Source organism: Paraburkholderia sp. BL25I1N1 (assembly GCF_003002025.1).
Classification (GTDB): domain Bacteria; phylum Pseudomonadota; class Gammaproteobacteria; order Burkholderiales; family Burkholderiaceae; genus Paraburkholderia.
Genome location: NZ_PVZB01000023.1, coordinates 39,517 through 62,844, shown reverse-complemented (window position 1 = coordinate 62,844; position 23,328 = coordinate 39,517). Strand labels below are relative to the sequence as shown.

At 61.2% G+C, this 23,328-nt stretch carries 22 protein-coding genes; 10 read left to right on the top strand and 12 right to left on the bottom strand.

Annotated elements, in window-relative coordinates; translation table 11 throughout:
* The first annotated feature begins 100 nt into the window (after positions 1-100).
* The gene (locus B0G73_RS29360) at positions 101-1,687 is read left to right on the top strand and encodes a phospholipase D family protein (protein ID WP_106284678.1); all 1,587 of its coding nucleotides are present in this window, start codon (positions 101-103) and stop codon (positions 1,685-1,687) included.
* A 115-nt stretch (positions 1,688-1,802) separates the two neighbouring features.
* Here the strand turns inward: B0G73_RS29360 and B0G73_RS29355 are convergent, their stop codons facing one another.
* The 6 genes from B0G73_RS29355 to B0G73_RS29330 all read right to left on the bottom strand — a co-directional run bounded on the left by B0G73_RS29355 (position 1,803) and on the right by B0G73_RS29330 (position 8,433).
* Positions 1,803-2,549: a carbonic anhydrase family protein gene (locus tag B0G73_RS29355; RefSeq protein WP_106284677.1), complete on the bottom strand. Its 747-nt coding sequence runs from the start codon at positions 2,547-2,549 to the stop codon at positions 1,803-1,805.
* A 461-nt stretch (positions 2,550-3,010) separates the two neighbouring features.
* Complete coding sequence (locus B0G73_RS29350; protein WP_106284733.1) at positions 3,011-4,309, bottom strand: TAXI family TRAP transporter solute-binding subunit; 1,299 nt, start codon at positions 4,307-4,309, stop codon at positions 3,011-3,013.
* A 267-nt stretch (positions 4,310-4,576) separates the two neighbouring features.
* Positions 4,577-6,046, bottom strand: a complete 1,470-nt coding sequence (gene nuoN, locus B0G73_RS29345) for an NADH-quinone oxidoreductase subunit NuoN (protein ID WP_106284676.1) — start codon at positions 6,044-6,046, stop codon at positions 4,577-4,579.
* 137 nt (positions 6,047-6,183) lie between these two features.
* Positions 6,184-6,591, bottom strand: coding sequence for a hypothetical protein (locus B0G73_RS29340; protein WP_106284675.1), 408 nt, complete (start codon positions 6,589-6,591; stop codon positions 6,184-6,186).
* Positions 6,592-7,103: 512 nt separating this feature from the next.
* Entirely contained in the window at positions 7,104-7,688 is a 585-nt protein-coding gene (locus B0G73_RS29335; RefSeq protein WP_106284674.1) for a hypothetical protein, read from the bottom strand.
* A 160-nt stretch (positions 7,689-7,848) separates the two neighbouring features.
* Positions 7,849-8,433 (bottom strand): hypothetical protein, encoded by a 585-nt coding sequence (locus tag B0G73_RS29330; RefSeq protein WP_106284673.1) that lies wholly within the window; start codon positions 8,431-8,433, stop codon positions 7,849-7,851.
* Positions 8,434-10,191: 1,758 nt separating this feature from the next.
* Here B0G73_RS29330 and B0G73_RS29315 point away from each other — a divergent pair.
* Both B0G73_RS29315 and B0G73_RS29310 read left to right on the top strand, forming a co-directional pair.
* On the top strand, positions 10,192-10,494 hold the full coding sequence (locus B0G73_RS29315) for a helix-turn-helix transcriptional regulator (protein WP_106284670.1): 303 nt from the start codon (positions 10,192-10,194) through the stop codon (positions 10,492-10,494).
* Positions 10,495-10,579: 85 nt separating this feature from the next.
* Positions 10,580-11,641 carry an alkene reductase gene (locus B0G73_RS29310; protein ID WP_106284669.1) on the top strand — a complete coding sequence of 354 codons (1,062 nt, stop codon included), beginning with the start codon at positions 10,580-10,582 and terminating at the stop codon, positions 11,639-11,641.
* A gap of 190 nt (positions 11,642-11,831) precedes the next feature.
* Here the strand turns inward: B0G73_RS29310 and B0G73_RS29305 are convergent, their stop codons facing one another.
* The gene (locus B0G73_RS29305) at positions 11,832-12,359 is read right to left on the bottom strand and encodes a GNAT family N-acetyltransferase (RefSeq protein WP_106284668.1); all 528 of its coding nucleotides are present in this window, start codon (positions 12,357-12,359) and stop codon (positions 11,832-11,834) included.
* 138 nt (positions 12,360-12,497) lie between these two features.
* Here B0G73_RS29305 and B0G73_RS29300 point away from each other — a divergent pair, with 138 nt between their 5' ends.
* On the top strand, positions 12,498-13,145 hold the full coding sequence (locus B0G73_RS29300; RefSeq protein ID WP_106284667.1) for a VTT domain-containing protein: 648 nt from the start codon (positions 12,498-12,500) through the stop codon (positions 13,143-13,145).
* Positions 13,146-13,162: 17 nt separating this feature from the next.
* On the top strand, positions 13,163-13,774 hold the full coding sequence (locus B0G73_RS29295) for a LysE family translocator (RefSeq protein ID WP_106284666.1): 612 nt from the start codon (positions 13,163-13,165) through the stop codon (positions 13,772-13,774).
* Positions 13,775-13,805: 31 nt separating this feature from the next.
* Here B0G73_RS29295 and B0G73_RS29290 read toward each other — a convergent pair whose 3' ends face one another.
* From B0G73_RS29290 to B0G73_RS29280, 3 genes are read right to left on the bottom strand one after another with little or no spacing between them, the layout of a single operon-like run.
* On the bottom strand, positions 13,806-14,303 hold the full coding sequence (locus tag B0G73_RS29290; RefSeq protein WP_106284665.1) for an SRPBCC family protein: 498 nt from the start codon (positions 14,301-14,303) through the stop codon (positions 13,806-13,808).
* Positions 14,300-14,638, bottom strand: coding sequence for a helix-turn-helix transcriptional regulator (locus tag B0G73_RS29285; protein WP_106284664.1), 339 nt, complete (start codon positions 14,636-14,638; stop codon positions 14,300-14,302). Before B0G73_RS29285 ends, B0G73_RS29290 begins: the two co-directional genes overlap by 4 nt.
* A 5-nt stretch (positions 14,639-14,643) precedes the next feature.
* Positions 14,644-15,105, bottom strand: a complete 462-nt coding sequence (locus tag B0G73_RS29280; RefSeq protein ID WP_106284663.1) for a VOC family protein — start codon at positions 15,103-15,105, stop codon at positions 14,644-14,646.
* 155 nt (positions 15,106-15,260) lie between these two features.
* Here B0G73_RS29280 and B0G73_RS29275 point away from each other — a divergent pair, with 155 nt between their 5' ends.
* The 3 genes from B0G73_RS29275 to B0G73_RS29265 all read left to right on the top strand — a co-directional run bounded on the left by B0G73_RS29275 (position 15,261) and on the right by B0G73_RS29265 (position 17,698).
* On the top strand, positions 15,261-15,713 hold the full coding sequence (locus tag B0G73_RS29275) for a MarR family winged helix-turn-helix transcriptional regulator (RefSeq protein ID WP_106284662.1): 453 nt from the start codon (positions 15,261-15,263) through the stop codon (positions 15,711-15,713).
* A 16-nt stretch (positions 15,714-15,729) separates the two neighbouring features.
* Entirely contained in the window at positions 15,730-16,293 is a 564-nt protein-coding gene (locus B0G73_RS29270; RefSeq protein WP_106284661.1) for an isochorismatase family protein, read from the top strand.
* Positions 16,294-16,357: 64 nt separating this feature from the next.
* On the top strand, positions 16,358-17,698 hold the full coding sequence (locus B0G73_RS29265) for an MFS transporter (RefSeq protein WP_106284660.1): 1,341 nt from the start codon (positions 16,358-16,360) through the stop codon (positions 17,696-17,698).
* 90 nt (positions 17,699-17,788) lie between these two features.
* Here B0G73_RS29265 and B0G73_RS29260 read toward each other — a convergent pair whose 3' ends face one another.
* The gene (locus B0G73_RS29260; RefSeq protein ID WP_106284659.1) at positions 17,789-19,312 is read right to left on the bottom strand and encodes a CoA-acylating methylmalonate-semialdehyde dehydrogenase; all 1,524 of its coding nucleotides are present in this window, start codon (positions 19,310-19,312) and stop codon (positions 17,789-17,791) included.
* 260 nt (positions 19,313-19,572) lie between these two features.
* The gene (locus tag B0G73_RS29255; RefSeq protein ID WP_106284658.1) at positions 19,573-20,529 is read right to left on the bottom strand and encodes a LysR family transcriptional regulator; all 957 of its coding nucleotides are present in this window, start codon (positions 20,527-20,529) and stop codon (positions 19,573-19,575) included.
* Positions 20,530-20,804: 275 nt separating this feature from the next.
* Here B0G73_RS29255 and B0G73_RS29250 point away from each other — a divergent pair, with 275 nt between their 5' ends.
* Both B0G73_RS29250 and B0G73_RS29245 read left to right on the top strand, forming a co-directional pair.
* The gene (locus B0G73_RS29250; protein ID WP_106284657.1) at positions 20,805-22,211 is read left to right on the top strand and encodes an MFS transporter; all 1,407 of its coding nucleotides are present in this window, start codon (positions 20,805-20,807) and stop codon (positions 22,209-22,211) included.
* Between the two features lie 33 nt (positions 22,212-22,244).
* Positions 22,245-23,312: a Gfo/Idh/MocA family protein gene (locus B0G73_RS29245; protein ID WP_106284656.1), complete on the top strand. Its 1,068-nt coding sequence runs from the start codon at positions 22,245-22,247 to the stop codon at positions 23,310-23,312.
* Positions 23,313-23,328: the final 16 nt, after the last annotated feature.

Sequence of the window (23,328 nt, the reverse complement as noted above, 5' to 3'; positions counted from 1 at the left end):
TGAGCGAACACTTTCCCCGGCGTTCCAATCGCTCAGATTCCTCTTGCGGCTCAGGAAAAGATGAAGTCCCATTTGTTTGTCCGCAGAGCCCGGTTAAGCCATGCCATTGCCGAGACACTTTGCACCCGGCTTCTTCCAAAGGTCGCTTATTGTCGTTTCATTGAATGTCGTCTGCGCGGCCGCGCTGTGCGGTTGCGCGTTGCCACCGCTTGAAAGCCGCACGCCATCGACGGCAATAAGCAACGCAGAGGCGCAGGCCACAACGCTTGGGCGTTCTGCCGCTCATGAGCTTGCTGCTCACCATGATCTGGCCGGCATTCATCCGCTGGCGGACCCGCGTGCAGCCTTCGCTGCGCGCATGGAGCTAATTCGCACGGCTGAGCGTACGCTGGACGTCCAATATTACATCTGGCGAAGTGACCTCACGGGCACGCTCCTGCTCGATGCATTACGTGCGGCGGCCGATCGCGGCGTACGCGTACGCCTGCTGCTGGACGACTACGGTATATCGTCTTCACTCGATGGCACGCTGGCCGCGCTTCAGACGCATCCAAACATCGAGGTCCGGTTGTTCAATCCGTTCGTCATCCGCAAGCCGAAGTTCATCGGCTTCCTGACGGATTTTTCGCGTGCCAACCGTCGCATGCACAACAAGTCATTCACCGCTGACGGCGCCGTAACGATCGTCGGCGGACGCAATATCGGCGACGAATACTTCGGCGCCACCGATGGCATTGTTTTCGCCGACCTCGATGTACTGGCAGTAGGCCCGATTTCAACCGATGTCGCAAATGAGTTCGATCGATATTGGGCGAGCGGATCGTCATATCCGGTCGACCTTATCGTACATCGTGCCGCCAGCGACAAACCCGATGAACTGGACCGGAAAGTTCGATCTGTCGAAAGTGACTCGACGGCCGCCGCCTACCTGGACGCCCTGCGTGATGCACCGATCGTGCAGCAACTGCTTGACGGTACGCTACCGCTGGAATGGGCCAGGACGCAGATGGTCAGCGACGACCCGGCTAAAGCTTTGAGCGAGGCGCCGCCTGAGGCAAGCGTCGTACATCAGTTTCGGGAGATTCTCGGCGACCCGATGCATGAACTGGATCTGGTGTCTCCGTATTTCGTTCCGGGCGCGGCCGGAACAAAATATTTCACTGGGCTCGCTCGTCGCGGCGTCAACGTGCGCGTACTAACCAATTCACTTGAAGCCACCGACGTGACAGCGGTTCATTCCGGTTATATGACCCGTCGTGTCGAACTGCTCGAGTCGGGGGTGGAACTGTACGAATTGCGACGATTGCCTGGCGTCGAACACAAAAGTGAGGAGCATGCCGGCATATTCGGCAGCTCGGGGTCGAGCCTGCATGCAAAGACCTTCGTAGTGGACAGCAGCCGCGTCTTTGTTGGATCATTCAATTTTGATCAGCGGTCGGCCCATCTGAATACCGAGTTAGGCTTCGTTATAGACAGCGCGTCACTTGCGAGCCGGATCGCATCCATCTTCGTGTCACTCGTACCACAGGTCGCCTATTCGACGCGCCTCGATGCCGACGGGAGACTCTACTGGTTGAAGCGGGAGAACGGGATGGAAGTGCGCTATGACACGGAGCCCAACACGACCTGGCTGCGCCGTCTGGGGGTCTGGTTTCTTTCAATCCTGCCAATCGAATCTCTCTTGTAGACGGAACGGCATCCATGCCCGGGCCCTGTTCCCGGAGTCGCAGCTTGTGCGACCTCTCCGCAGCCTCGCAATTTCAATGGCACTGTTGCACCGTGTCGTGCGCAAACACTGAAGATCAACTCAGAAACTCCACAGCGCCGGTTTTCAGGTTGTACATCGCGCCAGCGATCCTGATCGTGCCTTTGGTTTCAAGCTCCGCAAGCACCGGGCTATCCTTACGAATGTTCGCCAATGTCAATTCGACGTTCTTGCGCGCCACCGCATCCACGAAATCATAGTTCGTCGCGGAACGATCGCCGTTGTAGGTCGTCGCTTGCACCGCGGGCTTGATCTTGTCCAGCAATCCGGTCAGATTGCCCAACTCGGCGTTGGCAATGGCTCCCTTGATCGCGCCACACGCTGTGTGACCCATCACGAGCACTACCTTTGCGCCAGCAAGCTTGCACGCGAATTCCATGCTACCCAGGATGTCGTTGTTTTCAACATTGCCGGCAACACGGCAGTTGAAGATATCACCGATGCCGAGATCCATGATCACTTCAGCCGGCGCGCGCGAATCGATACAACTGAGGAGCACGGCTGCCGGATACTGTCCGCTGGCACTCGCCCTCTGTTCATTCAGGTAATTGCGTGCTTTCCTCTCGCCCCGCCGGAAGCGTGCGTTACCTCGCTTCATCGCCTCGATAATCTGCTCTGGCGTCATGCTGTCGCGCTGCTCCCTGGTCAAAGCGTCGGCGTGCGCGGGACTCGCAACGAGCGCGCCGCCAGCAAGCCCGAGCGCGACCGCGGTGCCGGTGAACTTAAGCAAATTCCGACGGCCCGAACCGTTGCCGGGCAGAAGAGGCTCACATGTGTCACACATGATTCATGCTCCATTCTGTCAAACTGACGCGCTGTATAAGCCAGCGTCAGCATTGGGCTTCCAACGCGCCCATGCCTTCGGCTCGCTCATATGGCCAGGCCGCTCGCGCTGGTAGGCGATAAACATCTTTTCGTTTGGTGTTCTTCCCTGGGCGGCACAATGTCCTTTGTACAGGGTATTCGCCATGACGCTCGAGCGCTATTGGACTTTGGTCCGATAGCGGAGGATTCACCGCCAATATGCAATATCTGGAACTACGCCAGGCGTCGGACGACCTGTGCGTTACGTGATCGGCTGACAGTCTCGGTGCCGATTGCGGCCGGCTGGTCGGCGAAACTGACATTGCCGAAAGGACTGGTGACGCGCGTGTGCGGCGACTACAAAGCTGCATCGCTTGCGCTGCGGTATCGATGGTTCGATCGCTGAACCAACGTCTCTGCCGATCCATTGTCGCGGCCCAGCTATTCCTTCACCTTCTCACCGACCTGGGAAATCCGGTTCCGCACGACGCCGATCGCCTGTTTGAGGGCGTAAACATCCTGAAAATAACGATACGGAATACGTATCTGGCTGGCATGCGCATCAATGTTCTCGATTTCATCGCGCCATTTCGCGACATCGTCTGGGGTGGGTTGCCTGTTTCTCCATATTTCGTCTTCCAGCGATTTTATTTCGCGATACCAGACCACAAGCCGTCTTCTTATCCGCGCCTCCAGCATGCGCGGCAATGCCTGCAGCAGGCCTAGCACAAGGGCCATGAAGGGGAGCAGGATCAGCAGCCGCCTTTCGATGAGACTGGCGAGCCAGAATGGAAGGTAGCGCTGCAGGAAGGGGCGACCCGATCTGAAATAGCGCGCGCTTTCGTCGGAAATGGGAAATTCCTCGGTGGTCAGATTGGGGAACGCGCCCAGCGGCGTGAAGTAGTCTTCACCGCCGTGGACGGTTCTGGCTGCATCCAGCAGCAGGTAGACCAGGGCCGGGTGTAGGGTATCTTTGGACACGAGCAGAGCCGTGGCGGCCAGCAGGGTGACATCAGTCTGTGGCAGATCGTCGACGATGCTGGTTGAGGCGCGGGGGAAAATAACTTTCGACAGGGACGGGAATTTCTGCACCAGCGCATCGGCCTGGGCAAAACTCATCAGCTTCAGATCGCTGTTCAGCAGCCTTATCTGCATCGCGGCGTCGGGCCTGCCAATAAAGAAAGCAGCATCCAGCTGGCCAGTTTCGAGGCCTTCATATGCCTTGATGGCGTCCATTTCCAGCAGCGTGGTGTTGTCGCCAGTGACGCCGCTATAACCCAGCAATGCCCGGGAGACGTGAAGCAGACCGCTGCCGGGAACGCCTATGGCGATCCTCTTGCCGCGCAGTTGTGACAGCCTGTTGACGGTAATGTCGCCACGAAAGAACACCCAGATCGGTTCGTATGAGACGGCGGCGATGGTCTGCAGGTGGTCTGTTGCTTTCGGACTGGTGGTGCCCGATTGGATAAAACCCACTTCGTATTCGCTGTCCGGATTCGTCAGCCGCTGATAGTTTTCGACCGAACCGGAAGAACTCCGGATATCGAGGGTGATGCCTTCGCGCTTCAGGATGGGGGCATAGCGATCGGCAAAGTTACGGTAGATACCCTGGTCCGCCCCGGTGGTAATGACGATCGTGCGCTGGATGGCAGGTTTGAGCATTGTCACCAACGCCCAGCCTAGCGCGGCCAGCAGCACTATCGCGCAAATGACGAGAAACCGCCGGCGCCCCGGTGTCATGGGGGCTTTCTGGGTACGTTGAAGCGCTGGGTTCTGCTTGGGCATCGTTGCCCTCTCTCGTCAGGCCTCTCCTGCCGGGATGGACTCGGGGCAAGCGTTCAAGTGACCGCGTTGCCGACAGTCGCCCGTAACGCTGCGAAGAGCTTGTTGAAATCTTTTGCAACAGCGGGACTGCGTGATCTCGAATGCCTCCACTTGGCGTTGTCAGGAGCGGCCGGTTGACGCCGATCACCGGCAACAGCACGATGAACCGGCCCGCCGCCGACGTCAGAGCGGCAGCGTATGCGTGATTGCCTGCAGGCAGACCGTCATCAGCGGACCAGGCACAATACCCAGCACCAGCACGGCCACACCGTTCAGCGCAAGCAGCGTGCGGTTACCGGCGCCGGCCGAGATCGGCGATGTGTCTTGCGGGTCGTCGAAGTACATCAACTTCACGATACGCAGGTAGTAGAATGCGCCGAACAGCGACGTCACCACGGCCAGCACCGCGAGCCACGTGAGGCCCGCGTTCACCGTCGCTTCGAGCACGGCGAGCTTCGCGTAGAAGCCGACGGTCGGTGGAATGCCGGCGAGCGAGAACATCATCACCATCATCACGAATGCGGACACCGGGCTGCGCTGGTTGAGACCCTTGAAGTCGTCGAGCGTGTCAGCTTCGAAATTACGGCGCGCAAGCAGCATCAACACGCCGAACGAGCCGAGTGTCGTCACCAGATAGATGATGCTGTAGAACATCGCCGAACCGTAGGCGCTTGCCGCCGAACCCGCATTGCCGTCCACCACGCCGGACAGCAGGCCAAGCAGCACGAAGCCCATGTTCGAGATCGTCGAATAGGCGAGCATTCGCTTCACGTTGCGTTGAACGATACCCGTGAAGTTGCCGACGATCATCGACAACGCCGCGAGAATCACCAGCATTTCTTGCCAGCCGACGGCGAGCGGCAGCAGGCCCATCACCAGGAAGCGCAGACCCCACGCGAACGCCGCGACCTTCGGACCGCCGCCGACGAACAGCGTCATCGCGGTCGGCGCGCCCTGATAGACGTCCGGCACCCACATGTGGAACGGCACCACGCCCATCTTGAATGCAACGCCCGCGACGATGAAGACCACACCGAACAGCAGCACGAACTCGTCGATGTGGCCGGAGGCAACCGCCTTCAGCACCTCGTTCAGTTCGAGCGAGCCGGTCGCACCATAGAGCATCGAGATGCCGTAAAGCAGGAAACCCGTAGCCAGTGCACCAAGCACGTAGTACTTCATCGCCGCTTCGCCCGATTGCGCGACGTCGCGGCGTAGTGCAACCATTGCGTACAACGACAGCGACATCAGTTCAAGACCGAGGTACAACATCAGGAAGTGGTTGCCCGAGATCATGACCAACTGGCCGAGCAGCGAGAACATGCCGAGCAGGAACACGTGGTCGCGAAACAGGTCGCGATCTTCAAGATATCTGCGCGAATAGACGAGCGAGACCGCGAAGCCAAGCGAAACGGTTGCCTTCATCACGCTGGCGAATGGATCAATCACGATCATCCGTGAGAAAAAATAGTAGTGGTGCGGATCGGACGATTGGATTGCGAACCAGACGCCTGCCGCGGTCGACGACACGAGCGCGATGAGGTAAGTAAGACGCCGGTTCGTTGCTTCAGAGCAGAAATCTCCCACCCGGGAGGCGATCACGAAGCCGAGCACTACGAGTGCGTCAGGCAGCAGCATATGTGCGTTTTGCATGATCTATATGGCTCTTAGGAAGTTGGAGTCGGTTCAGCCGCATGCGAATTGGTGCTGCAATTAGCGAAAGTTATTCGCGGGGTATGCGCGAGCATCTCCCATGACACGCCGCGTTAGTCCGAAGTTAACTTACTCTGTCAATTCACGTTAGCGGGGGTATCGAATCTGCCGATCACTCTTCTGCACATATCGCGCACGCGCAGATCCGTGCCGTCGGCCGAATGGTCTGCGGACTGATTGGTCACCACTTGCCCATCCCTGATGAACACCTCAGTCAACCGGCTTTCTGTAGACCTGCCAAGACTATCTTTGACGTTTATGGCCAAGCACACCACATAACCGAAGTACGGATGGAAACTGAACTCGCCCCACGACTTTTGCGGCACGCTGAGGTACTGAACCAGTGCGTTTGTTGTTTCCTCAAACCCTGCTTCGCGATACCTCTCAATGATCGTTTTGTAGTCGGCTGGGTAGGGACCGTACTGCGCGCGCAGGCTACCAATCTCAACCGGTGTAGCCCGGTATGCGCAAAGTACGTAAGGCATTAAGTAAAATACGCAGACGGACGAAAACAAAACGCTCGAGGAGTTTGAATCCTACCGGGTCAAAGTAAGCCGCGAGAAGGAGGATGTAAACGTTTTTCTGACCTCCGCCTCCCCCGCCCGGATATTCCTCGCAGCGACGTGGCGGAAGCCAGCGGGCGGGCGTCGAATGGCCGCTGCCGCATTCTGATCCGACGGCCGCTCGCTATCGTCGAGCGCCTCTTGATGGCCGAGAGCACCAACTCAATGAGGGTGCTGTAGAGCTGCCGTTGAAATCTTCAGCGGCGGCTTTCGGGCGGCTTTCGTGAATGCGTACAGTCGGCCAAATGCAGTCATTTAACCGAGCCGGTTGCGGCCATTCAAATGTCCGGTTTCGCATCACAAAGCGGACGCGCACAAACGCCGGAGATCTGCGGCGATGAGTGTTTGTGCGCGCAGGCTGGTGCCGGAGGGTCACAGGCCGGGTTACCGACAGTGACACCGGGCATCATCAGGACACGATGGCCGGCAAAGAATCAATAGTGAACGGAAAGGGGCTCTGGGTAGATCTGGGTGAGCGGATACGTACTTTCCGGCGCCCAGCCTTCGGCCGTTATGGGGGGCTGCACATCGTGGCCGAATCCGAGCGTGGTGCATGACTTTGGTTCCCCATACGACAGGACCGTGATTGTGCTTGAGTCGGTATCCGGAGCAATGTAAACCGTTGCGGTAGCGCCCACTCTCAACGTCACGGAAGGCCTAACAGGCGAGTCGCCGTTAATGAAAGGCGGCCCGCTGCAGTCAGCCGAAGGATAGTAAGCGGTCGAAATGAGGTCGCTACCCCATTCATACTGGCTGGCGGAGAACTCGTCGTTGGGATTGGTGGTTCGGCTGAGCGGGACCACGATGGTGGCACGGTTCGCCACGACGACCGTGGCGACCCGGGCGCCGTTAAACGCGACCAGCGGCCCGACATACCGTCCCTGACCATCGAATACTCTTAGGACGGCTTGATCGTCACGGTTGCCGGATTGCCTGTTATCGGGGTCGCGGCCATCGCCACCGTATGCGAGCGATGTCAGGCAAAGGGCAAGCAGGACAGCGACGTGTGAATGGCGCATTTCAATCTCCTGTTCCCGCCCGACGGCAGGTTCCGGTGTTCAGCTTAAGAACGGCACGACTGTCGTCGCTGCGGGCGGGGTCGACACACGGCTTGCCAGGAACCGGGAGATCTACGATGTCCCCTCACACCGTTTAGCATGCCCGCGACCTCCGCGTCGTTCAGCGGCGACCCTGGTGGTCATCCATGCGGATGGTAAGAGGCTCGGGATAATTCCGGTTGACCGGGTAGGTGCTCGCCGGCAACCAGCCGGTTGTCGTAAGACTGAATGGTGAGCAGCCGAAGGGCCCCTCAATTTCCGACTGGATCGCAATCGTGGTCGAGTATGCGTCCGGCGCAATGTATGCCGTTGTCTCTGTTCCTGCCCTGACTGTCGCAGAGGGTCTTACGGGCTCCGTTTCACCGCTGCCGGTAATACTACTACTCATGATAACGGGCGGCCCGCTGCAGTTCGACGAGGCGTACGGCTGGAACGGGGAGCTATTGCTCCATTCGAACTTCGACGCGGAGACATGAGTGCCACTCGGGGCACGACTGATCGGCACGACAATGATGGCGCCGTTGGCCGTAATCACCGTGGCGATAGGTCTGTCCTCGAACCCAACCAGCGGCCCGACATACTTTCCGTGAGCGTCGAACACTGCCAGAGGATCGCCCGGGCCGTCCGCGGGGTCGCGGCCATCGCCGCCGTATGCTGAGCAAGCCAGACAAAGGGCGAGCAGGGCAGTAGCTTTCGAGTAGCGCATTTCATATCTCCTGTTCTGGCAGCCGGCGTGACGGGGAAGGCACGACTTGGCGCGCAATTCTCAGGGGCACGACAACGGTGCTGGCAAACCGAACGCTCAATAGTGAATGGCAAGGGGCTCAGGATGATTCTGCGTGAGCGAGTAGACGCTTTCTGCCAACCAAGCCGGTGTTGGCGACCCTTGGCCTGTGCACTGGCCATTAGGCGGGGTCGGCATTGAGTAGGTGTCTCCCCCGATGTACGCCGTTGCAACGTTTCCGACTCTGACGCTAAAAGATGGCCTTAGCACCCCGGGGGCGATGAGTGCGTTGATGACAGGCAGGTTCCTGCAGTCCACTGTCGGAGGAGCTTCGCTTGGGGTGAGCGTGCTCGCCCATTGATACTGCGAGGCGGACACCTGGCCGTTCTGCGAGACGCGACTAATTGGGGCGACTATGATGGTGCCGTTCGCACGGACCACCGTGCCTATCGTCAGTTGGTCAATCGGTACCACGGGACCGACATAATTGCCCTGGCCGTCGAACACTTTTAGGACTCGCTGATGACCGCCGTGGCTGTCTTGCCTGTCCCCTGAGTCCCAGCTATCGCCACCGTGTGCCAGCGAGGCCAAACAAAGGGAAACCAGGACAGCGACGTGTGACTTGCGCATTTCCTATCTCCTGGTATGGCGCCACATGGCAGGACTCGCCCTGGGGCACACGCTTGTGGCGAAGCGCTGCCCCGCGTGGTGTCGATGAAATGAAAAGCTTGCGCTGGGATGGAAGTGAAACAAGAACGGCTGTCGCTGCTTAGGCGGGATTGGCACAAGCCTCGCGACTTGGCGAGGCTGAGTCAGATGATTAAACATAGTGGAGCGGATGCGGACTTTCAAGTGCCGGACGCCGGCCAGTTGATCAGAGGCGCATTGATGTTTGCAGCATGCTTGAGCCGCTCCTGAGCGTCCGTATTGTTCGCGACATCGGACGTTGTTTGCATGAGGCTTTGACCGGCTGCTTCGGGTCGGGTGCTGTCCTCCGGCAGGAGGGCAGCTGTCGTTCGACATCACAGGTGGTCCATGACCGCAGAGCAATCTATCGCGACCCTTGACTGACGATCGGCCCAATGACCGCATTGGCCGAATCTGAGACAGCGCCAAGTCAATGACAAGCGCGCCGACAGGCGAGACACGGCTTTGATTGGCCCCGACGTCGCAATTCCTCGCCGCAAAAACTCATTCGGCGGATGAGGAATCGTTATCGATGCGCTCGCCGAACACGCCCTCGATTCCGACTCTTCGATATCAAGAGTTTCCCGTCCGGTAAATATCCGGCGCAACACCCATGCGGTAGCGCTACTGTCAGTAACCGACTAGTGAACGGGAAAACCGCTAGGCCGCGCGCGCTTTCGGACCCTGCTGGACCGCGCACGTCAATGACCGGCACGTATGCCAAGCCTGACTCAAATGCCAACCTTTTCTATGGTCGCCCCAATCGGCAACCATCCTCTTAAGCGCAGGCGAAAAATATGTCATTCGATCAATACGTCAACATCCCAACCCGACATATGGGATATGACGTGCGCTCTCTTTCGTTACTTTTATGCCTAATCCAGAAAGTGCGGACTTTTTGTATGTCCACCTCTATCACCCCCATTGTCAGTAGTGACTTCTAGCATATCGTTAAATTACGATATATGATTCGTGTTGTAGCGATGCAGCCGCAACGGCGCTAACCGGCGCCCTCGCCTGCCCGTTGTTGTTGATCACACTGAAACTTACCCAATGACGCTCGACATCGACGCGATTCACAAAGCGCTTGCCAACCCGGTCCGCCGGGAGATTCTCAGCAGGCTGCGCGAGCCGTACGCGCATTTCGGCGACCAGGAACTGCCGCTCGATTACGGCGTCTGCGCCGGCAAGATCGAGGGACAGTGCGGCTTGTCGCAGTCCACCGTGTCGGCCCACCTGGCGGCTTTGCAGCGCGCGGGGCTGGTCACGTCTAAGCGGGTGGGTCAATGGGTGTTCTTCAAGCGCAACGAAGCCGCCATCCAGGCGTTCCTCGAGCACATCAACACCAAGCTGTAGGCGCCGCGATTTGCATGCCGCGCTTCTTTCATCAAGCAGTTTTTTCCGGCTCGGGCCGCGCGCCCTCGGCCAAAGGTGAACTCATATGCCGACTCTTTTCGATCCACTGCAAATTGGCGACATCACGCTGTCGAACCGCATCATCATGGCGCCGCTCACGCGCCAGCGCGCCGAAGAAATCCGCGTGCCGAACGCGCTGATGGCGAAGTACTACGCTGAACGCGCGAGCGCCGGCCTGATCATTAGCGAAGCAACCTCGGTCACACCGCAAGGTGTCGGTTATGCCGAGACGCCGGGCATCTGGTCGCAGGAGCAGGTCGAAGGCTGGAAACTCGTCACGAGCGCCGTGCACGCCGCCGGCGGCAAGATCTTTCTGCAGCTGTGGCACGTGGGCCGTATTTCGGACCCGCTGTTTCTGAACGGCGAACTGCCGGTCGCGCCGAGCGCGATCGCGGCACGTGGCAACGTGAGCCTGGTGCGCCCGGAGCGTCCCTATGTGACGCCGCGCGCGCTCGAACTCGATGAAATCGCCGGCGTCGTCGAAGCCTTTCGCAAAGGCGCGGAAAACGCCAAGGCAGCCGGTTTCGACGGCGTCGAAGTACACGGCGCCAACGGCTATCTGCTCGACCAGTTCCTGCAGGACAGCACCAACCAGCGTACCGACGCTTACGGCGGCCCGATCGAAAACCGCGCGCGTCTGCTGCTCGAAATCACCGACGCATGTATCGACGTGTGGGGCGCGAACCGCGTCGGGGTGCACCTCGCACCGCGCCGCGACGCGCACGCGATGGGCGATTCCGACCCGGCCGGCACGTTCGGCTACGTGGCTCGCGAACTCGGCAAGCGCAAGATCGCGTTCATCGCCGCACGTGAAGCGCTCGGCGACGACCGTCTCGGCCCGCAACTGAAGAAAGCCTTCGGCGGCCCGTACATCGCAAACGAAAAGTTCACCAAAGAAACCGCGCAGCAAGTGCTCGACGCGGGCGAAGCGGACGCGGTGGCGTGGGGTCAACTGTTCATCGCGAATCCGGATCTGGTGCGCCGCTTTGCGACGAATGCGCCGTTGAACAAGCCGAATCCGGCTACGTATTACGCACGCGGTGAAACCGGCTACATCGACTATCCGACGCTGGAAACCGTGGAATAAGGCTTGCCACAGGCTGAAAAAAGCCGAAGCCAGGCGGAGCGTTGGCGGAGGTAAGCTGCTGAATCGAAAAGCAGCCAATGCGTGACATGTGTGCCGAAAAACGCGCGGCGGGCGAGACTCGAACGGATACGTTCCGGTCATACCCGCCGCGTTTTTTTATGGCTCGACACCCGAGCCCACGCGTCATACATCACGCAAGATCACGCCGCATGAACACCCGTTTCGATTCGTCCAGTCCTCGCGCGATATGCGCGTCGCGTCGCGCGATCAAGGCCGCGTCGAGGTCGGCCTCGTCGATATCGCGAAACCCGAGCCGGCGATAATACGGCGCGTTCCACGGCACCTCGCGAAACGTCGACAGAATCAGTTGCGTAAGCCGTTGCGTGCGCGCAAGGTGCGCGACCTGCTCGATCAGTGAGGCACCGATACGTTGCCCCGCGTGCGAGGTGAGCACATCGAGTTCCTGCACGTAGATGCGCGTGGGTTGCGGCTCGAACATCACGAAACCGGCGCACGTTTCATCGGCGGCCACGGCAACGATGATTTCCCGCGCCGCGATCTTGCGCTCGACGACTTCCAGATCCATCGGCGGTGCATCGGCAATGCCCGCCATATCGACGCTGAGAAAGCGCCGTCCCGCCTCGAATTCGATCGCGCGGATCGCATCGGCATCGTGCAGTTCGGCAAGCCGGAAGGTGATACGGGCAGCGTGTTGCATGGGCGTTCCGGGAGTTTCGTGCTGGTGGTTATTCTCGACGACACGCCCCGATATTGACATCACCTCGGAGAAATAGACAAGTCATCGCGCCGCCGCGGGACTAAACTCCTGAAGATCCAAATTCCCCTCCGACCCAAAATGGATCTGATGCATGTGCTGCAGGTCGCCCTCCACTTTGACCAGCACCTGAGCGGCCTGATCGTGCAATACGGCACCGCCGTCTACGCAATGCTGTTTCTCGTCGTATTCGTCGAGATCGGTTTCTTGCCGCTGTTCTTCCTGCCCGGCGATCCGCTGATTTTCATTTGCGGCGGACTCGCGGCCACCGGCGCGCTGAACGTCTGGCTCGTAATTCCAGTGCTGTTCGCCGCAACGGTGGCCGGCAGCATCGTCGACTACGCGATCGGGCGGGCGATCGGCGAGAAAGTCTATACCGCCGACTATCGCTGGCTCGACAAGAACGCACTGCGCAAGGCGCACGCGTTTTACGAAGCGCGCGGCGGACTGACCTTTCTGCTATCGCCGTTCATCGCCGTGGTGCGCACCTTCGCACCGTTCGTCGCAGGCGTTTCGCGCATGACGTTCGCGCGTTTCGTGTCCTTCGTCACCGCGGGCGCGGCGTTGTGGATCGTGTCGCTGGTCGCGGCCGGCTATCTGTTCGGCAATGTGCCGCTGGTGCGCGATCACATGAGTTCGATAGTGCTGTTAGGCATCGCGCTCGGTGTCGGCTCGCTGCTCATGAGCGCCGTCTGGCGTTTCGTCAACCGGCGCCTGCGCGCGCACTGAAGTTCGTGGAGATCGTCATGACGCTATCTGCCTTGCTCGTTTTCGCCCTCGCGCTGATCGTCGCGGCCGGCACGCCGGGACCGAGCGTCGCCGCGCTGGTCGCACGCGTGCTGACTAACGGCTTTCGCGACGTGTTGCCCTTTCTCGCCGCCATGTGGATCGGCGAGGCGCTTTGGCTCACCTGCGCGGTGGCGGGCCTGGCGGTGATCGCGCGCAGCTTCGGCACGGTGTTCATGGTGCTCAAATTCATCGGCGTGGCGTATCTGCTCTTTCTCGCCTGGAAAATGTGGCGCGCGCCGGCCGACGTGCAAGGCAGCGACTTGCCGAGCGGCCAGTCGCCGTGGCGTATGTTCATGGCGGGCCTGTTCGTCACGCTCGGCAATCCGAAGATCATGATGTTTTACCTCGCGCTGTTGCCGACCATGGTCGACGTGTCGCGCATCGGCACCGTCGCGTGGTTCGAACTCACGCTCACCATGCTGATCGTGCTGATGACTGTCGACTTCGGCTGGGCGCTGCTCGCCACGCGTGCGCGCAAGCTGCTCACCACCCGGCGCGCCGTGAAGATCGCTAACCGCGCGAGCGCAACGATGATGGCGGGCGTCGCGGCGGCAATCGCCACGCGCTGAAACTTTCCTCGCCTGGACGTCTTCGCGCTCCTCAGCCGGTCGATCCGGACCTTTGCACCACAGTTCGCAACGATGCGAGCAACGCCTGCCACCATTCGCCGTGCCGCAGCAGAAACACGCGATCGGGGAAATGGTGACGCGCCACATGGTCCTGAGGCACGCTATCCCAACCGCGATGCTCGACGGTCACCCGCGTTTCGTCGCCCACCGCTTCGAAACGCACCTCGACATGCGTGTGCTGCGCGTCGCTGAAGCTGGCCTGACGCCAGCCGAAGGCAAGACGCGCGCCCGGCTCCCAAACGGTGACGCGACCGATCTCGAAGACGCTGCCGTCCGCCTGCGTCTCAACCAGGCGGCGTTGCTCGCCCGCTGGCTCAGCCGCTTCGAACGACAACACGCCGGCGCTTTGCGGCGTGAACTGAAACAGCTGATTGGGCCGCCACCATGCGGCAATCTCGCGCGTAAAAACATCGAACGCACGTTGCGGCGAGGCAGCCACGCGCAACGACACCTGCACGCGCGAACTCATCCCTGGGCCTCCAGATGCGCCTTGAACGACAGCAATTGTCCGGTCCACATGGCCTCGGTCTGTTCGAGCCACGCCTTCAGTTCGCTCATCGGCGTCGAGCGCAACACGTAAAGCCGCACACGCGCGTCGACACCGTCATGCGATTCCTCGATCAGTTGGCTCGAGCGCAGCACGCGCAAGTGCCGGCTCATCGCTTGAGGCGACAGGCCGGTGGCTTGCGCGAGTTCGCCGGCGCGCATCGGCTGATGGCTGAGCAGATCGACCACCCGACGCCGGTTCGGATCGGCTAGCGCGGCCAATGTGCGGTCGAGCGAGGCGGCGGCAGGCAGGGCCATGTGTGTTACACCCATCCTTCGATCTTCAGGCCGCTGACGCGCTCGGCTTCCTCGCGCGACACGGTGCGAACCGTCTGGCCAAAGCTCCACACGTGCCCCTCCGGATCGCGGACCGCGTAGACGCGGTCGCCGTAAAACTGATCTTCCGGCTCGCGCGTGACTACCGCGCCCGCGGCGCGCGCGCGGGCGCAATGTTCGTCGATGCCGTCACGCAATTGCACGTGCACCGACTGCGTGTTCTTGCCGCCAATCGACGCCGGGCTGGCCGCGTTTTCCGACCATTCACGGCAGATCATCACGTAGCTGTCGCCGAAACGCATTTCCGAATGGCCCAACTGGCCGTCGTTGTCTATGACGACCAACTGGCGCTCGAAGCCGAACGCCCGCTCGAGCCAGTCGAGCGCGGCAAATGGGTCCTTGTAGTACACCGCGGATCCCAACGAAGGACGATGAAGCGGCTCGCTCATGACTGCCTCCTTATTAAACGTCATGGTTGATATTTAACACTATAGTTAAACAAATCGACAAAGCAAGGACGACGTGAATACCTCCCTCGCCTTGACCTCAACCATATACGAAGGTAACCTTAGCAGGTAACCTTCACATTCGTCATGGCATAAGCATGAGCAAGAGCGACTTACCGCCCGACACCGAAGCCCTGCACGCCATGGCGGAAGACTTACGCGTGCTGGTCGGCAAATTGCGCCGCCGTTTGCGCGAAGAATCGCATCTGGGCGATTTCACCCCTTCACAGGTGCAGGTCCTCGGTTTGCTGGAGCGCGAAGGTCCGGCAACGGTCACCGCGCTCGCGCGTGCTCACGGCATGCGTCCGCAGTCCATGGGCGAGACGCTTTCGGTTCTGAAAGCGGCCGGGCTCGTCAGCGGCGCGCCCGATCCGAATGACGGACGGCAGACGGTCCTCTCCCTCACACCCGCCTTTCGCAAGAAAATCAAGGCAAGCCGCGCGGCGCGCGAAGACTGGTTGTTCCGCACCATCCAGACGCGCTTCTCGGCGGCCGAGCAACGACAGCTCGCAACCGGCGTGGACTTACTCAAACGCCTCATCGACTCGTAACTTTCAGGAGCCACTCATGGCACTCACCACGCTCGACGCAAAAACCGCACTGATCGTCATCGATTTGCAGCAGGGCATTGTTGCGCTGCCCACCGCGCATCCCACCGGCGAAGTCGTCAAGCGCTCGGCTGCCGTCGCCGACGCGTTTCGCCGCCATGGTCTACCCGTGGTGCTCGTCAACGTGACCGGCGGTGCGCCGGGCCGCGCGGAACAGGCACGCCCATCCGGCGACTTCCCCGCCGGCTTCGCGGACCTCGTGCCCGAGATCAACGCGCAGCCGTCGGATCATCGGGTCACCAAGCGCACCTGGGGCGCATTCACGAACACCGATCTCGAAGCCTATCTGCGCGAACAAGGCGTCACGCAAGTGGTGCTGGTGGGCGTGGCAACCAGCATCGGCGTCGAATCCACCGCGCGCTACGCCAACGAACTCGGCTTCAACGTCACGCTGGTCGTCGACGCCATGACCGATCTCCATGCGGACGCTCACACCAACAGCATCACGCGCATCTTCCCGCGTATCGGCGAGACCGGCACGACGCAGGAACTGCTCGCGTTGCTCGAGCGCTCGCGCGCATGATGCCTGGTTCGACCATCTATCGAAGCCCGCGCACCGGGCTAACCTCGCACAGGGAAACAGTCCGGTGACAGGCACTTTCCGTTCGCTGCGCAATTTCAATTACCGGGTCTGGGCGAGCGGCGCGATCGTCTCCAACATCGGCACGTGGATGCAGCGCACGGCGCAGGACTGGCTGGTCCTCACGGAACTCACCCAGCACAATGCGACTTCGGTGGGGATCGTCATGTCGCTGCAGTTCGGGCCGCAATTGCTGTTGTTGCCGCTCACCGGTTATGCAGCCGATCACTTCGACCGCCGCAAGCTGCTGTTCGCCACCCAGGCGGCCATGGGTGCTTGCGCACTGGGCCTCGGCATTCTCACCGTCACCGGGCTCGTGCAGTTGTGGCACGTCTATGCGTTCGCGGGGCTGCTCGGCTGCGTCACCGCGTTCGACTCGCCGGTGCGGCAGACCTTCGTGTCCGATCTGGTCGGCGAAGAGGATCTGTCGAACGCCGTCGGACTGAACTCCACTTCGTTCAACATGGCGCGCATGGTCGGGCCCGCGGTCGCCGGATTGCTGATCGCATCGGTCGGCACCGGCTGGGTGTTTCTCATCAACGCGCTGTCTTTCGTCGCCGTGCTCGGGTCGCTGCGCATGTTGCGGCTGAACGAACTGCATCTGAGACCGCACGCGGCACGCTCGCGCGGCAGTTTTATCGACGGCTTCAAGTATGTCTGGAAGCGTCCCGATCTGGTGACCGCGCTGTTGATGCTGTTCCTGATCGGCACCTTCGGCCTGAACTTCCCGATCTTCATTTCGACGATGTCGGTCACGGCGTTTCATGCGGGCGCCGGCGAATACGGCGTGTTGAGTTCGACCATGGCGATCGGCTCCGTGACCGGCGCGCTGCTCGCCGCACGCCGCGCGAAACCGCGCATGGTGCTGCTGCTCGGCTCGGCGGCCATGTTCGGGGTAGGCTGCACGGTAGCTTCGCTGATGCCGAGCACCCTGTTATTCGGCCTGATGCTCATCGCGATCGGTGTTTCGACGCAGACCTTCTCGACGTCCACCAACAGTCTCGTACAGGTCACCACCGAGCCTGCCATGCGCGGCCGCGTGATCGCGATTCTGCTGGCTATTTTAATGGGCGGTACGCCGCTCGGCGCGCCGGTCGTCGGCTGGGTCGCGGACCGTTTCGGCCCGCGCTGGGCGCTCGGGGTAGGCGCGGCTTCGGGATTCGCGGCGGCGCTCGTCGGCTTGCTTTATTTCGTGAAGTACCGCCAGCTGCGCGTGTATATCGAAGCGGGGCGTCTGCGCTACAGCGTCGACGATCCGCGGCAGGCGCCCGCCTATGTCAGCCCCGCTGCGGCGGTGCAAAACGCTGTGTTGAGCGAAGCGGAAGAAGATTCGTCCGCGGGCGTTTAAGAGGCCGTCGCCGCGCACAGATGCGCAAAAGCCGCGCCTGACTCTTGTCAGGCGCGGCTTTTTATCGTTGCAACGATCCTGTCGAACGACTTACTTCGCCACCGGCATCGTAAACTCCGCCCCCTTGGCGATACTATCCGGCCAGCGCTGCATGATGCTCTTGTAGCGCGTATAGAAGCGCACACCCTCTTCGCCGTAAGCGTGATGGTCGCCGAACAGCGAACGCTTCCAGCCGCCGAACGAGTGCCATGCCATCGGCACCGGAATCGGCACATTGATGCCGACCATGCCCACCTGAATCTGCCGGCCGAACTCACGCGCCACGCCGCCGTCCGAGGTGAACAGCGACACGCCGTTGCCGAATTCGTGCGCGTTGATCAGATCCACGGCGCTCGCGAAATCGGGCACCCGCACCACTGCCAGCACCGGGCCGAAAATCTCTTCCTTGTAGATCTTCATGTCCGTGCCGACATGGTCGAACAGCGTGCCGCCGACAAAGAAGCCTTCTTCGCTTGCCACCGGATGCGCGCGGCCGTCGACGATCAGCTTCGCGCCTTCCGCCTCGCCCGACGCGATATAACCCGTCACCTTGGCCTTATGTTCAGCGGTAACCAACGGACCCATTTCAGCGTCGAGATGTTCGCCGTTCTTGATCACCAGCGACTTGACGCGCGGCACCAGCTTTTCGATCAGCTTGTCGGCCACGTTGCCGACCGCCACCGCAACCGAAATCGCCATGCACCGCTCGCCGGCCGAACCATAGGCCGCGCCGATCAATGCATCGACAGCTTGATCCAGATCGGCGTCGGGCATCACCACCAGATGATTCTTCGCGCCGCCGAGCGCCTGCACGCGCTTGCCGCGCTTCGACGCTTCCGTGTGAATGTATTCGGCGATCGGCGTCGAGCCCACGAACGACAGCGCCGCGACGTCCGGGTGATCGATCAGCGCATCCACGGCCACCTTGTCGCCGTTGACCACGTTGAACACGCCGTCCGGGAGACCGGCTTCCTTCAGCAATTCCGCGAGACGCAGCGACGCCGACGGATCACGTTCCGACGGCTTCAGCACGAACGTATTGCCGCAGGCGAGCGCGACCGGGAACATCCACATCGGCACCATCACGGGGAAGTTGAACGGCGTGATACCCGCGACGACGCCCAACGCCTGCCGCAGATTCCAGTTGTCGATGCCGCCGCCGATCTGGTCGGTGAAATCCGTCTTCAGCAGGTTCGGAATGCCGCACGCGAACTCGACCACTTCGATGCCGCGCACCACTTCGCCTTGCGCGTCCGTAAACACCTTGCCGTGTTCGCGCGTAATCAGCATCGCCAGTTCGTCGTGATGCTGATTCAGCAACTCCTTGAACTTGAACAGAATGCGGGCGCGCTTGATCGGTGCCGTTTCGCTCCAGGCGGGAAAGGCGGCCTTGGCGGCCTGCACCGCCGCATCCACTTCCTCGACCGACGCCAGCGCGACCGAGGCGCTCACCTTGCCGGTGGCGGGATTGAACACGTCCTTGAAGCGGCCGCTGGTCGGCGCGGCCGGCGCGCCGCCGATGTAGTGGCCCAGCTGTTGCACCGACAGCTTCGCTTGTTCGTTCACTGCATTCATGTCCTTACCTCGTGTTCGGGATAAACCGCGGCGCGTCGGCACCGGGCCATAGGCAAAAAATCAGGCTACGTCGCCAGGCGCCAGAGCGGTGATCCGCTCACGGGCAGGCTCCATCGAGACCCGCCAACTGTATCGACGGCGCCGGTCATACTCCCGATACAGCCAATTAAAACCGCGCCTCACTGTATTGTTTTTTGTGTGGCAACTGTATTGGGACGCGAACCTTGTCGAGGCCTCAGCGGCGCAGCGGCGCAAAGCAGTCAAAACCCGCCCACGCCGCGCGTCACCAGCGCATACGGGCCGCTCGTCAACTGTTCCCGGAGAAATTCGATGCACACCTGGATCTTCGCCGACGACGACAGCCGCTCCGCAGTCACCGCCCAGACATCCGCGGACTGCATGTAATCAGGCAGCACGCGCACCAGTTCGCCGGTGCGCAGGCTTTCGGCCACGTCCCAGATCGACACCATCACCACGCCGTAGCCGTCTCTCGCCCACTGCACGACGATATCGCTGAGATTGGACGCGACGGTGCCCGTCACCTTCACGCTCTTTTCACCGTCGGGGCCGCTCAGACGCCAGACGCCGAAGCGGTCGTCGCGTCCGCGAAACAGCAGGCAGTCATGCTGGGCCAGTTCGGCCAGTTCGAGCGGCACGCCGCGCCGTTCCAGATACTCCGGCGACGCGCAGAGTATCCGCGCGCTCTCCACCATCTTGTGCGCGATCAGGTGCGGCTCATGCACTTCGCCCACTCGAACGTCGATATCGAAGTTCTCGCCGACCAGATCGGCGCGCCGGTCCAGCAATTCCAGCCAGATCTCGAGATTCGGATGACGCTGGCGCAGCAAGGCCAGAATCGGCGACACGTGTTTGCGGCCGAGCCGCAGGCTGGTGCTGATGCGCAGCAAGCCGCGCAGTTCGGTGCGGCGATCGGCGAACGCATCGGCCATGCCTTGCACGTCGTCGAGTATTTTTTGCGCCCACTGCAAAGCGGCTTCGCCGTCGCTCGTCACGCTGACCCGGCGCGTGGTGCGCTGAAAGAGCTTCACGCCAAGACTCGCCTCCAGCATGGCGATACGCTTGCTGACATGTGAAGGCGACAAACCCATTTCCGTCGATGCCGCCACGAAGCTGCCCCGGCGCGCGATGTTGCAGAACAACTGCAGATCGCGCAGGAAAGACTCATTGCTGGCTGTGAGCGCATTCTGATTTTCCATCTGGCCGCATTGTGTCCGTGCAGAAGCACATTACCCTAGCCTTAACGAGCCGATCGGGCAAGCGACGCCGGCCGGACGAATTGCTCGGTACAACCAGGTACTCGTTAACCCTGTATTCGGAAGTCCGTTTCGCTGCACAGCAACATTCCAGGCGCCCGGAAAGCGGGCCGCGCGGTCGGGGCCAGGTAAATCCTGGCTTGCATAGTTTTGCTTTCAGTACGCCAATGAATCAGCCGTAGAAGCTGATCAAAAAACATTTCTGTTATGGAGACGACATGGAAACGACTACATCGGCGGCCGGCCACGAGCGCCGCTCGCAGGCCCGCAAAGCAACCGCCAGCGGCTGGATCGGATCGGCGCTCGAGTACTACGACTTCTTTATCTACGCCCAGGCGGCGGCCCTGATCTTTCCGCAGTTGTTCTTTCCCTCGGGCAATCCGAAGATCGCCATCGTGGCTTCGCTCGCCACTTACGGCGTGGGTTATGTCGCACGGCCGATCGGTGCGGTGGTGCTCGGGCACTGGGGCGATACCCACGGCCGCAAGAACGTTCTGCTGGTCTGCATGTTCCTGATGGGCTTCTCGACGATGGCAGTCGGCTTTCTGCCTACCTATCACAGCGTCGGGCTGCTTGCGCCCACTCTGCTGGTGGTGCTGCGCCTGATTCAGGGTTTCGCCGTGGCCGGTGAAATCTCCGGCGCGAGTTCGATGATTCTCGAACACGCACCATTCGGGCGGCGCGGTTACTACGCCAGTTTTACGTTGCAAGGCGTGCAGGCGGGCCAGATTCTCGCCGCCGCGGTGTTCCTGCCGCTTGCCTACTTCATGGACGAGAGCTCGTTCAATTCGTGGGGCTGGCGCATCCCGTTTCTGCTGAGCGCGGTGGTGCTGATTGCCGGCTACATCATTCGCCGCGAAGTCCATGAAACGCCCGCCTTCACCAAGGAAGACGCGAGCGGCAACGTACCCAGGTCGCCGATTGTCGACGCCTTCCGCTACAACTGGCGCGACATGGTGCGCGTGATTCTCTGCTCGCTGATGAACGTGATTCCGGTCGTCGCCACCATCTTCGGCGCGGCCTATGCGGTGCAGGCGTCGTACGGCATCGGTTTTTCCAAGAGCGTCTATCTGTGGATTCCGGTGATCGGCAACATCGTCGCCGTGCTGGTCATTCCGTATGTGGGCAATCTGTCCGACCGGATCGGGCGGCGCCTGCCCATCGTCGTCGGCGCGCTCGGCGCGGGTCTGCTGTCGTTCGGTTACCTGTACGCGATCAGCATCCGCAACGTGCCGCTCGCCATTGTGATGTCGGTCCTCATGTGGGGCATCATCTATCAAGGCTATAACGCGATCTTCCCGAGCTTCTATCCGGAGCTGTTCCCGACCCGTTCACGCGTCTCCGCCATGGCCATTGGCCAGAATATCGGCACGACGATCACCGCCCTGCTGCCCGCGCTGTTCGCCTATGTCGCGCCGCCTGGATCGACCAATGTGCCGCTCATCATCGGCACGATCACGTTCGCCATCACCATCGTTGCCGCGGTAACCGCATGGACCGCACGCGAGAACTACCGCGTCAAGTTGAGCGATCTCGGCGAACCCAATGCGGTGCCGATCGATAAGGCCAGCTACGACCGGATGCGGGCCGAGACCATGGCAGAAACCAAAAAAGCCCTCGCGTAAGCCATTTCGATCGAACTTCAAAGGAATCGATCCATGACCACCATCCGGATCGCCGTGGCCGGCGCGGGCTATATCGGCCGCGCTCACATGGCTGTCGCGCAGCAGAGCGGCATGTGCACGCTGTCGGCGATCGTCGACCCGTCGCCGGCGGCACAGGCGCTCGCTGCCCAGGCCGGCGTGCCGCTTTACCGGACGCTCCAAGAACTGCTCGAACGCGATCGCCCGGACGGCGTGATCCTGGCCACGCCGAACCAGTTGCATGTGGAGCACGCGCTGACCTGTCTCGCGGCCGGCGTGCCCACGCTGCTCGAGAAACCGATCGCGCCCACGGTCGATGAGGCCGAAACGCTGGTCGGCGAAGTCGAACGCCGCGGCGTGCCGTTGCTGATTGGGCATCATCGCGCGCACAGTCCGATCATGGCCCGTGCGAAGCAACTGATCGACGAAGGCCGGCTCGGCAAACTGGTCGCGGTGATGGGCAGCGCGGTCTTCTTCAAACCGGATGAGTACTACGCCGACGCCCCCTGGCGGCGTGAGCCGGGCGGCGGTCCGATCCTGCTGAATATGATTCACGAGGTGCACAACCTGCGCATGCTGTGCGGCGATATCGTGGCCGTGCAGGCGTTTTCGTCGCATGCCACGCGCGGTTTTCCGGTCGAAGACACAGTAGCGATCAACCTGCGCTTCGCGAGCGGCGCGCTCGGCAGCTTCATGCTGTCGGACACGGCCGCGAGCGCGCGTAGCTGGGAACAGACGTCGCAGGAAAACAAGGCTTATCCCACGTATCCGGATGAAGACTGTTACGTCATCGCGGGCACCTTCGGCTCGCTCGCCGTGCCCACCATGCGCCTGAAAACCTATGGCAAGGCCGAGGATCGTTCGTGGTGGAAGCCGTTTCAGGTCGGCGTCGCCGAGATGACTCGCGACGATCCGCTCAAGCTCCAGCTCGAACATTTCGTGCGCGTGATCCGCAAGGAAGTCAAACCGCTCGTGAGCGCCCGCGACGGCCTGCAGAATCTGCGCATTACCGAGGCGATCGTCGAAGCGGCCAATACCGGTTGCGCGGTCGACACGACGTCCGCGCTCGCGGCGGCGCACTGATGTCGCCCGGCCTTTA

Coding starts and splice junctions, on each gene's coding strand:
- B0G73_RS29315 (WP_106284670.1), top strand. CDS start 10,192: ATGACGCTCGACATCGACGCGATTCACAAAGCGCTTGCCAACCCGGTC.
- nuoN (WP_106284676.1), bottom strand. CDS start 6,046: ATGCAAAACGCACATATGCTGCTGCCTGACGCACTCGTAGTGCTCGGC.
- B0G73_RS29300 (WP_106284667.1), top strand. CDS start 12,498: ATGGATCTGATGCATGTGCTGCAGGTCGCCCTCCACTTTGACCAGCAC.
- B0G73_RS29305 (WP_106284668.1), bottom strand. CDS start 12,359: ATGCAACACGCTGCCCGTATCACCTTCCGGCTTGCCGAACTGCACGAT.
- B0G73_RS29360 (WP_106284678.1), top strand. CDS start 101: ATGCCATTGCCGAGACACTTTGCACCCGGCTTCTTCCAAAGGTCGCTT.
- B0G73_RS29340 (WP_106284675.1), bottom strand. CDS start 6,591: ATGCCTTACGTACTTTGCGCATACCGGGCTACACCGGTTGAGATTGGT.
- B0G73_RS29245 (WP_106284656.1), top strand. CDS start 22,245: ATGACCACCATCCGGATCGCCGTGGCCGGCGCGGGCTATATCGGCCGC.
- B0G73_RS29280 (WP_106284663.1), bottom strand. CDS start 15,105: ATGAGCGAGCCGCTTCATCGTCCTTCGTTGGGATCCGCGGTGTACTAC.
- B0G73_RS29290 (WP_106284665.1), bottom strand. CDS start 14,303: ATGAGTTCGCGCGTGCAGGTGTCGTTGCGCGTGGCTGCCTCGCCGCAA.
- B0G73_RS29270 (WP_106284661.1), top strand. CDS start 15,730: ATGGCACTCACCACGCTCGACGCAAAAACCGCACTGATCGTCATCGAT.
- B0G73_RS29285 (WP_106284664.1), bottom strand. CDS start 14,638: ATGGCCCTGCCTGCCGCCGCCTCGCTCGACCGCACATTGGCCGCGCTA.
- B0G73_RS29255 (WP_106284658.1), bottom strand. CDS start 20,529: ATGGAAAATCAGAATGCGCTCACAGCCAGCAATGAGTCTTTCCTGCGC.
- B0G73_RS29335 (WP_106284674.1), bottom strand. CDS start 7,688: ATGCGCCATTCACACGTCGCTGTCCTGCTTGCCCTTTGCCTGACATCG.
- B0G73_RS29295 (WP_106284666.1), top strand. CDS start 13,163: ATGACGCTATCTGCCTTGCTCGTTTTCGCCCTCGCGCTGATCGTCGCG.
- B0G73_RS29260 (WP_106284659.1), bottom strand. CDS start 19,312: ATGAATGCAGTGAACGAACAAGCGAAGCTGTCGGTGCAACAGCTGGGC.
- B0G73_RS29355 (WP_106284677.1), bottom strand. CDS start 2,549: ATGTGTGACACATGTGAGCCTCTTCTGCCCGGCAACGGTTCGGGCCGT.
- B0G73_RS29330 (WP_106284673.1), bottom strand. CDS start 8,433: ATGCGCTACTCGAAAGCTACTGCCCTGCTCGCCCTTTGTCTGGCTTGC.
- B0G73_RS29350 (WP_106284733.1), bottom strand. CDS start 4,309: ATGACACCGGGGCGCCGGCGGTTTCTCGTCATTTGCGCGATAGTGCTG.
- B0G73_RS29250 (WP_106284657.1), top strand. CDS start 20,805: ATGGAAACGACTACATCGGCGGCCGGCCACGAGCGCCGCTCGCAGGCC.
- B0G73_RS29310 (WP_106284669.1), top strand. CDS start 10,580: ATGCCGACTCTTTTCGATCCACTGCAAATTGGCGACATCACGCTGTCG.
- B0G73_RS29275 (WP_106284662.1), top strand. CDS start 15,261: ATGAGCAAGAGCGACTTACCGCCCGACACCGAAGCCCTGCACGCCATG.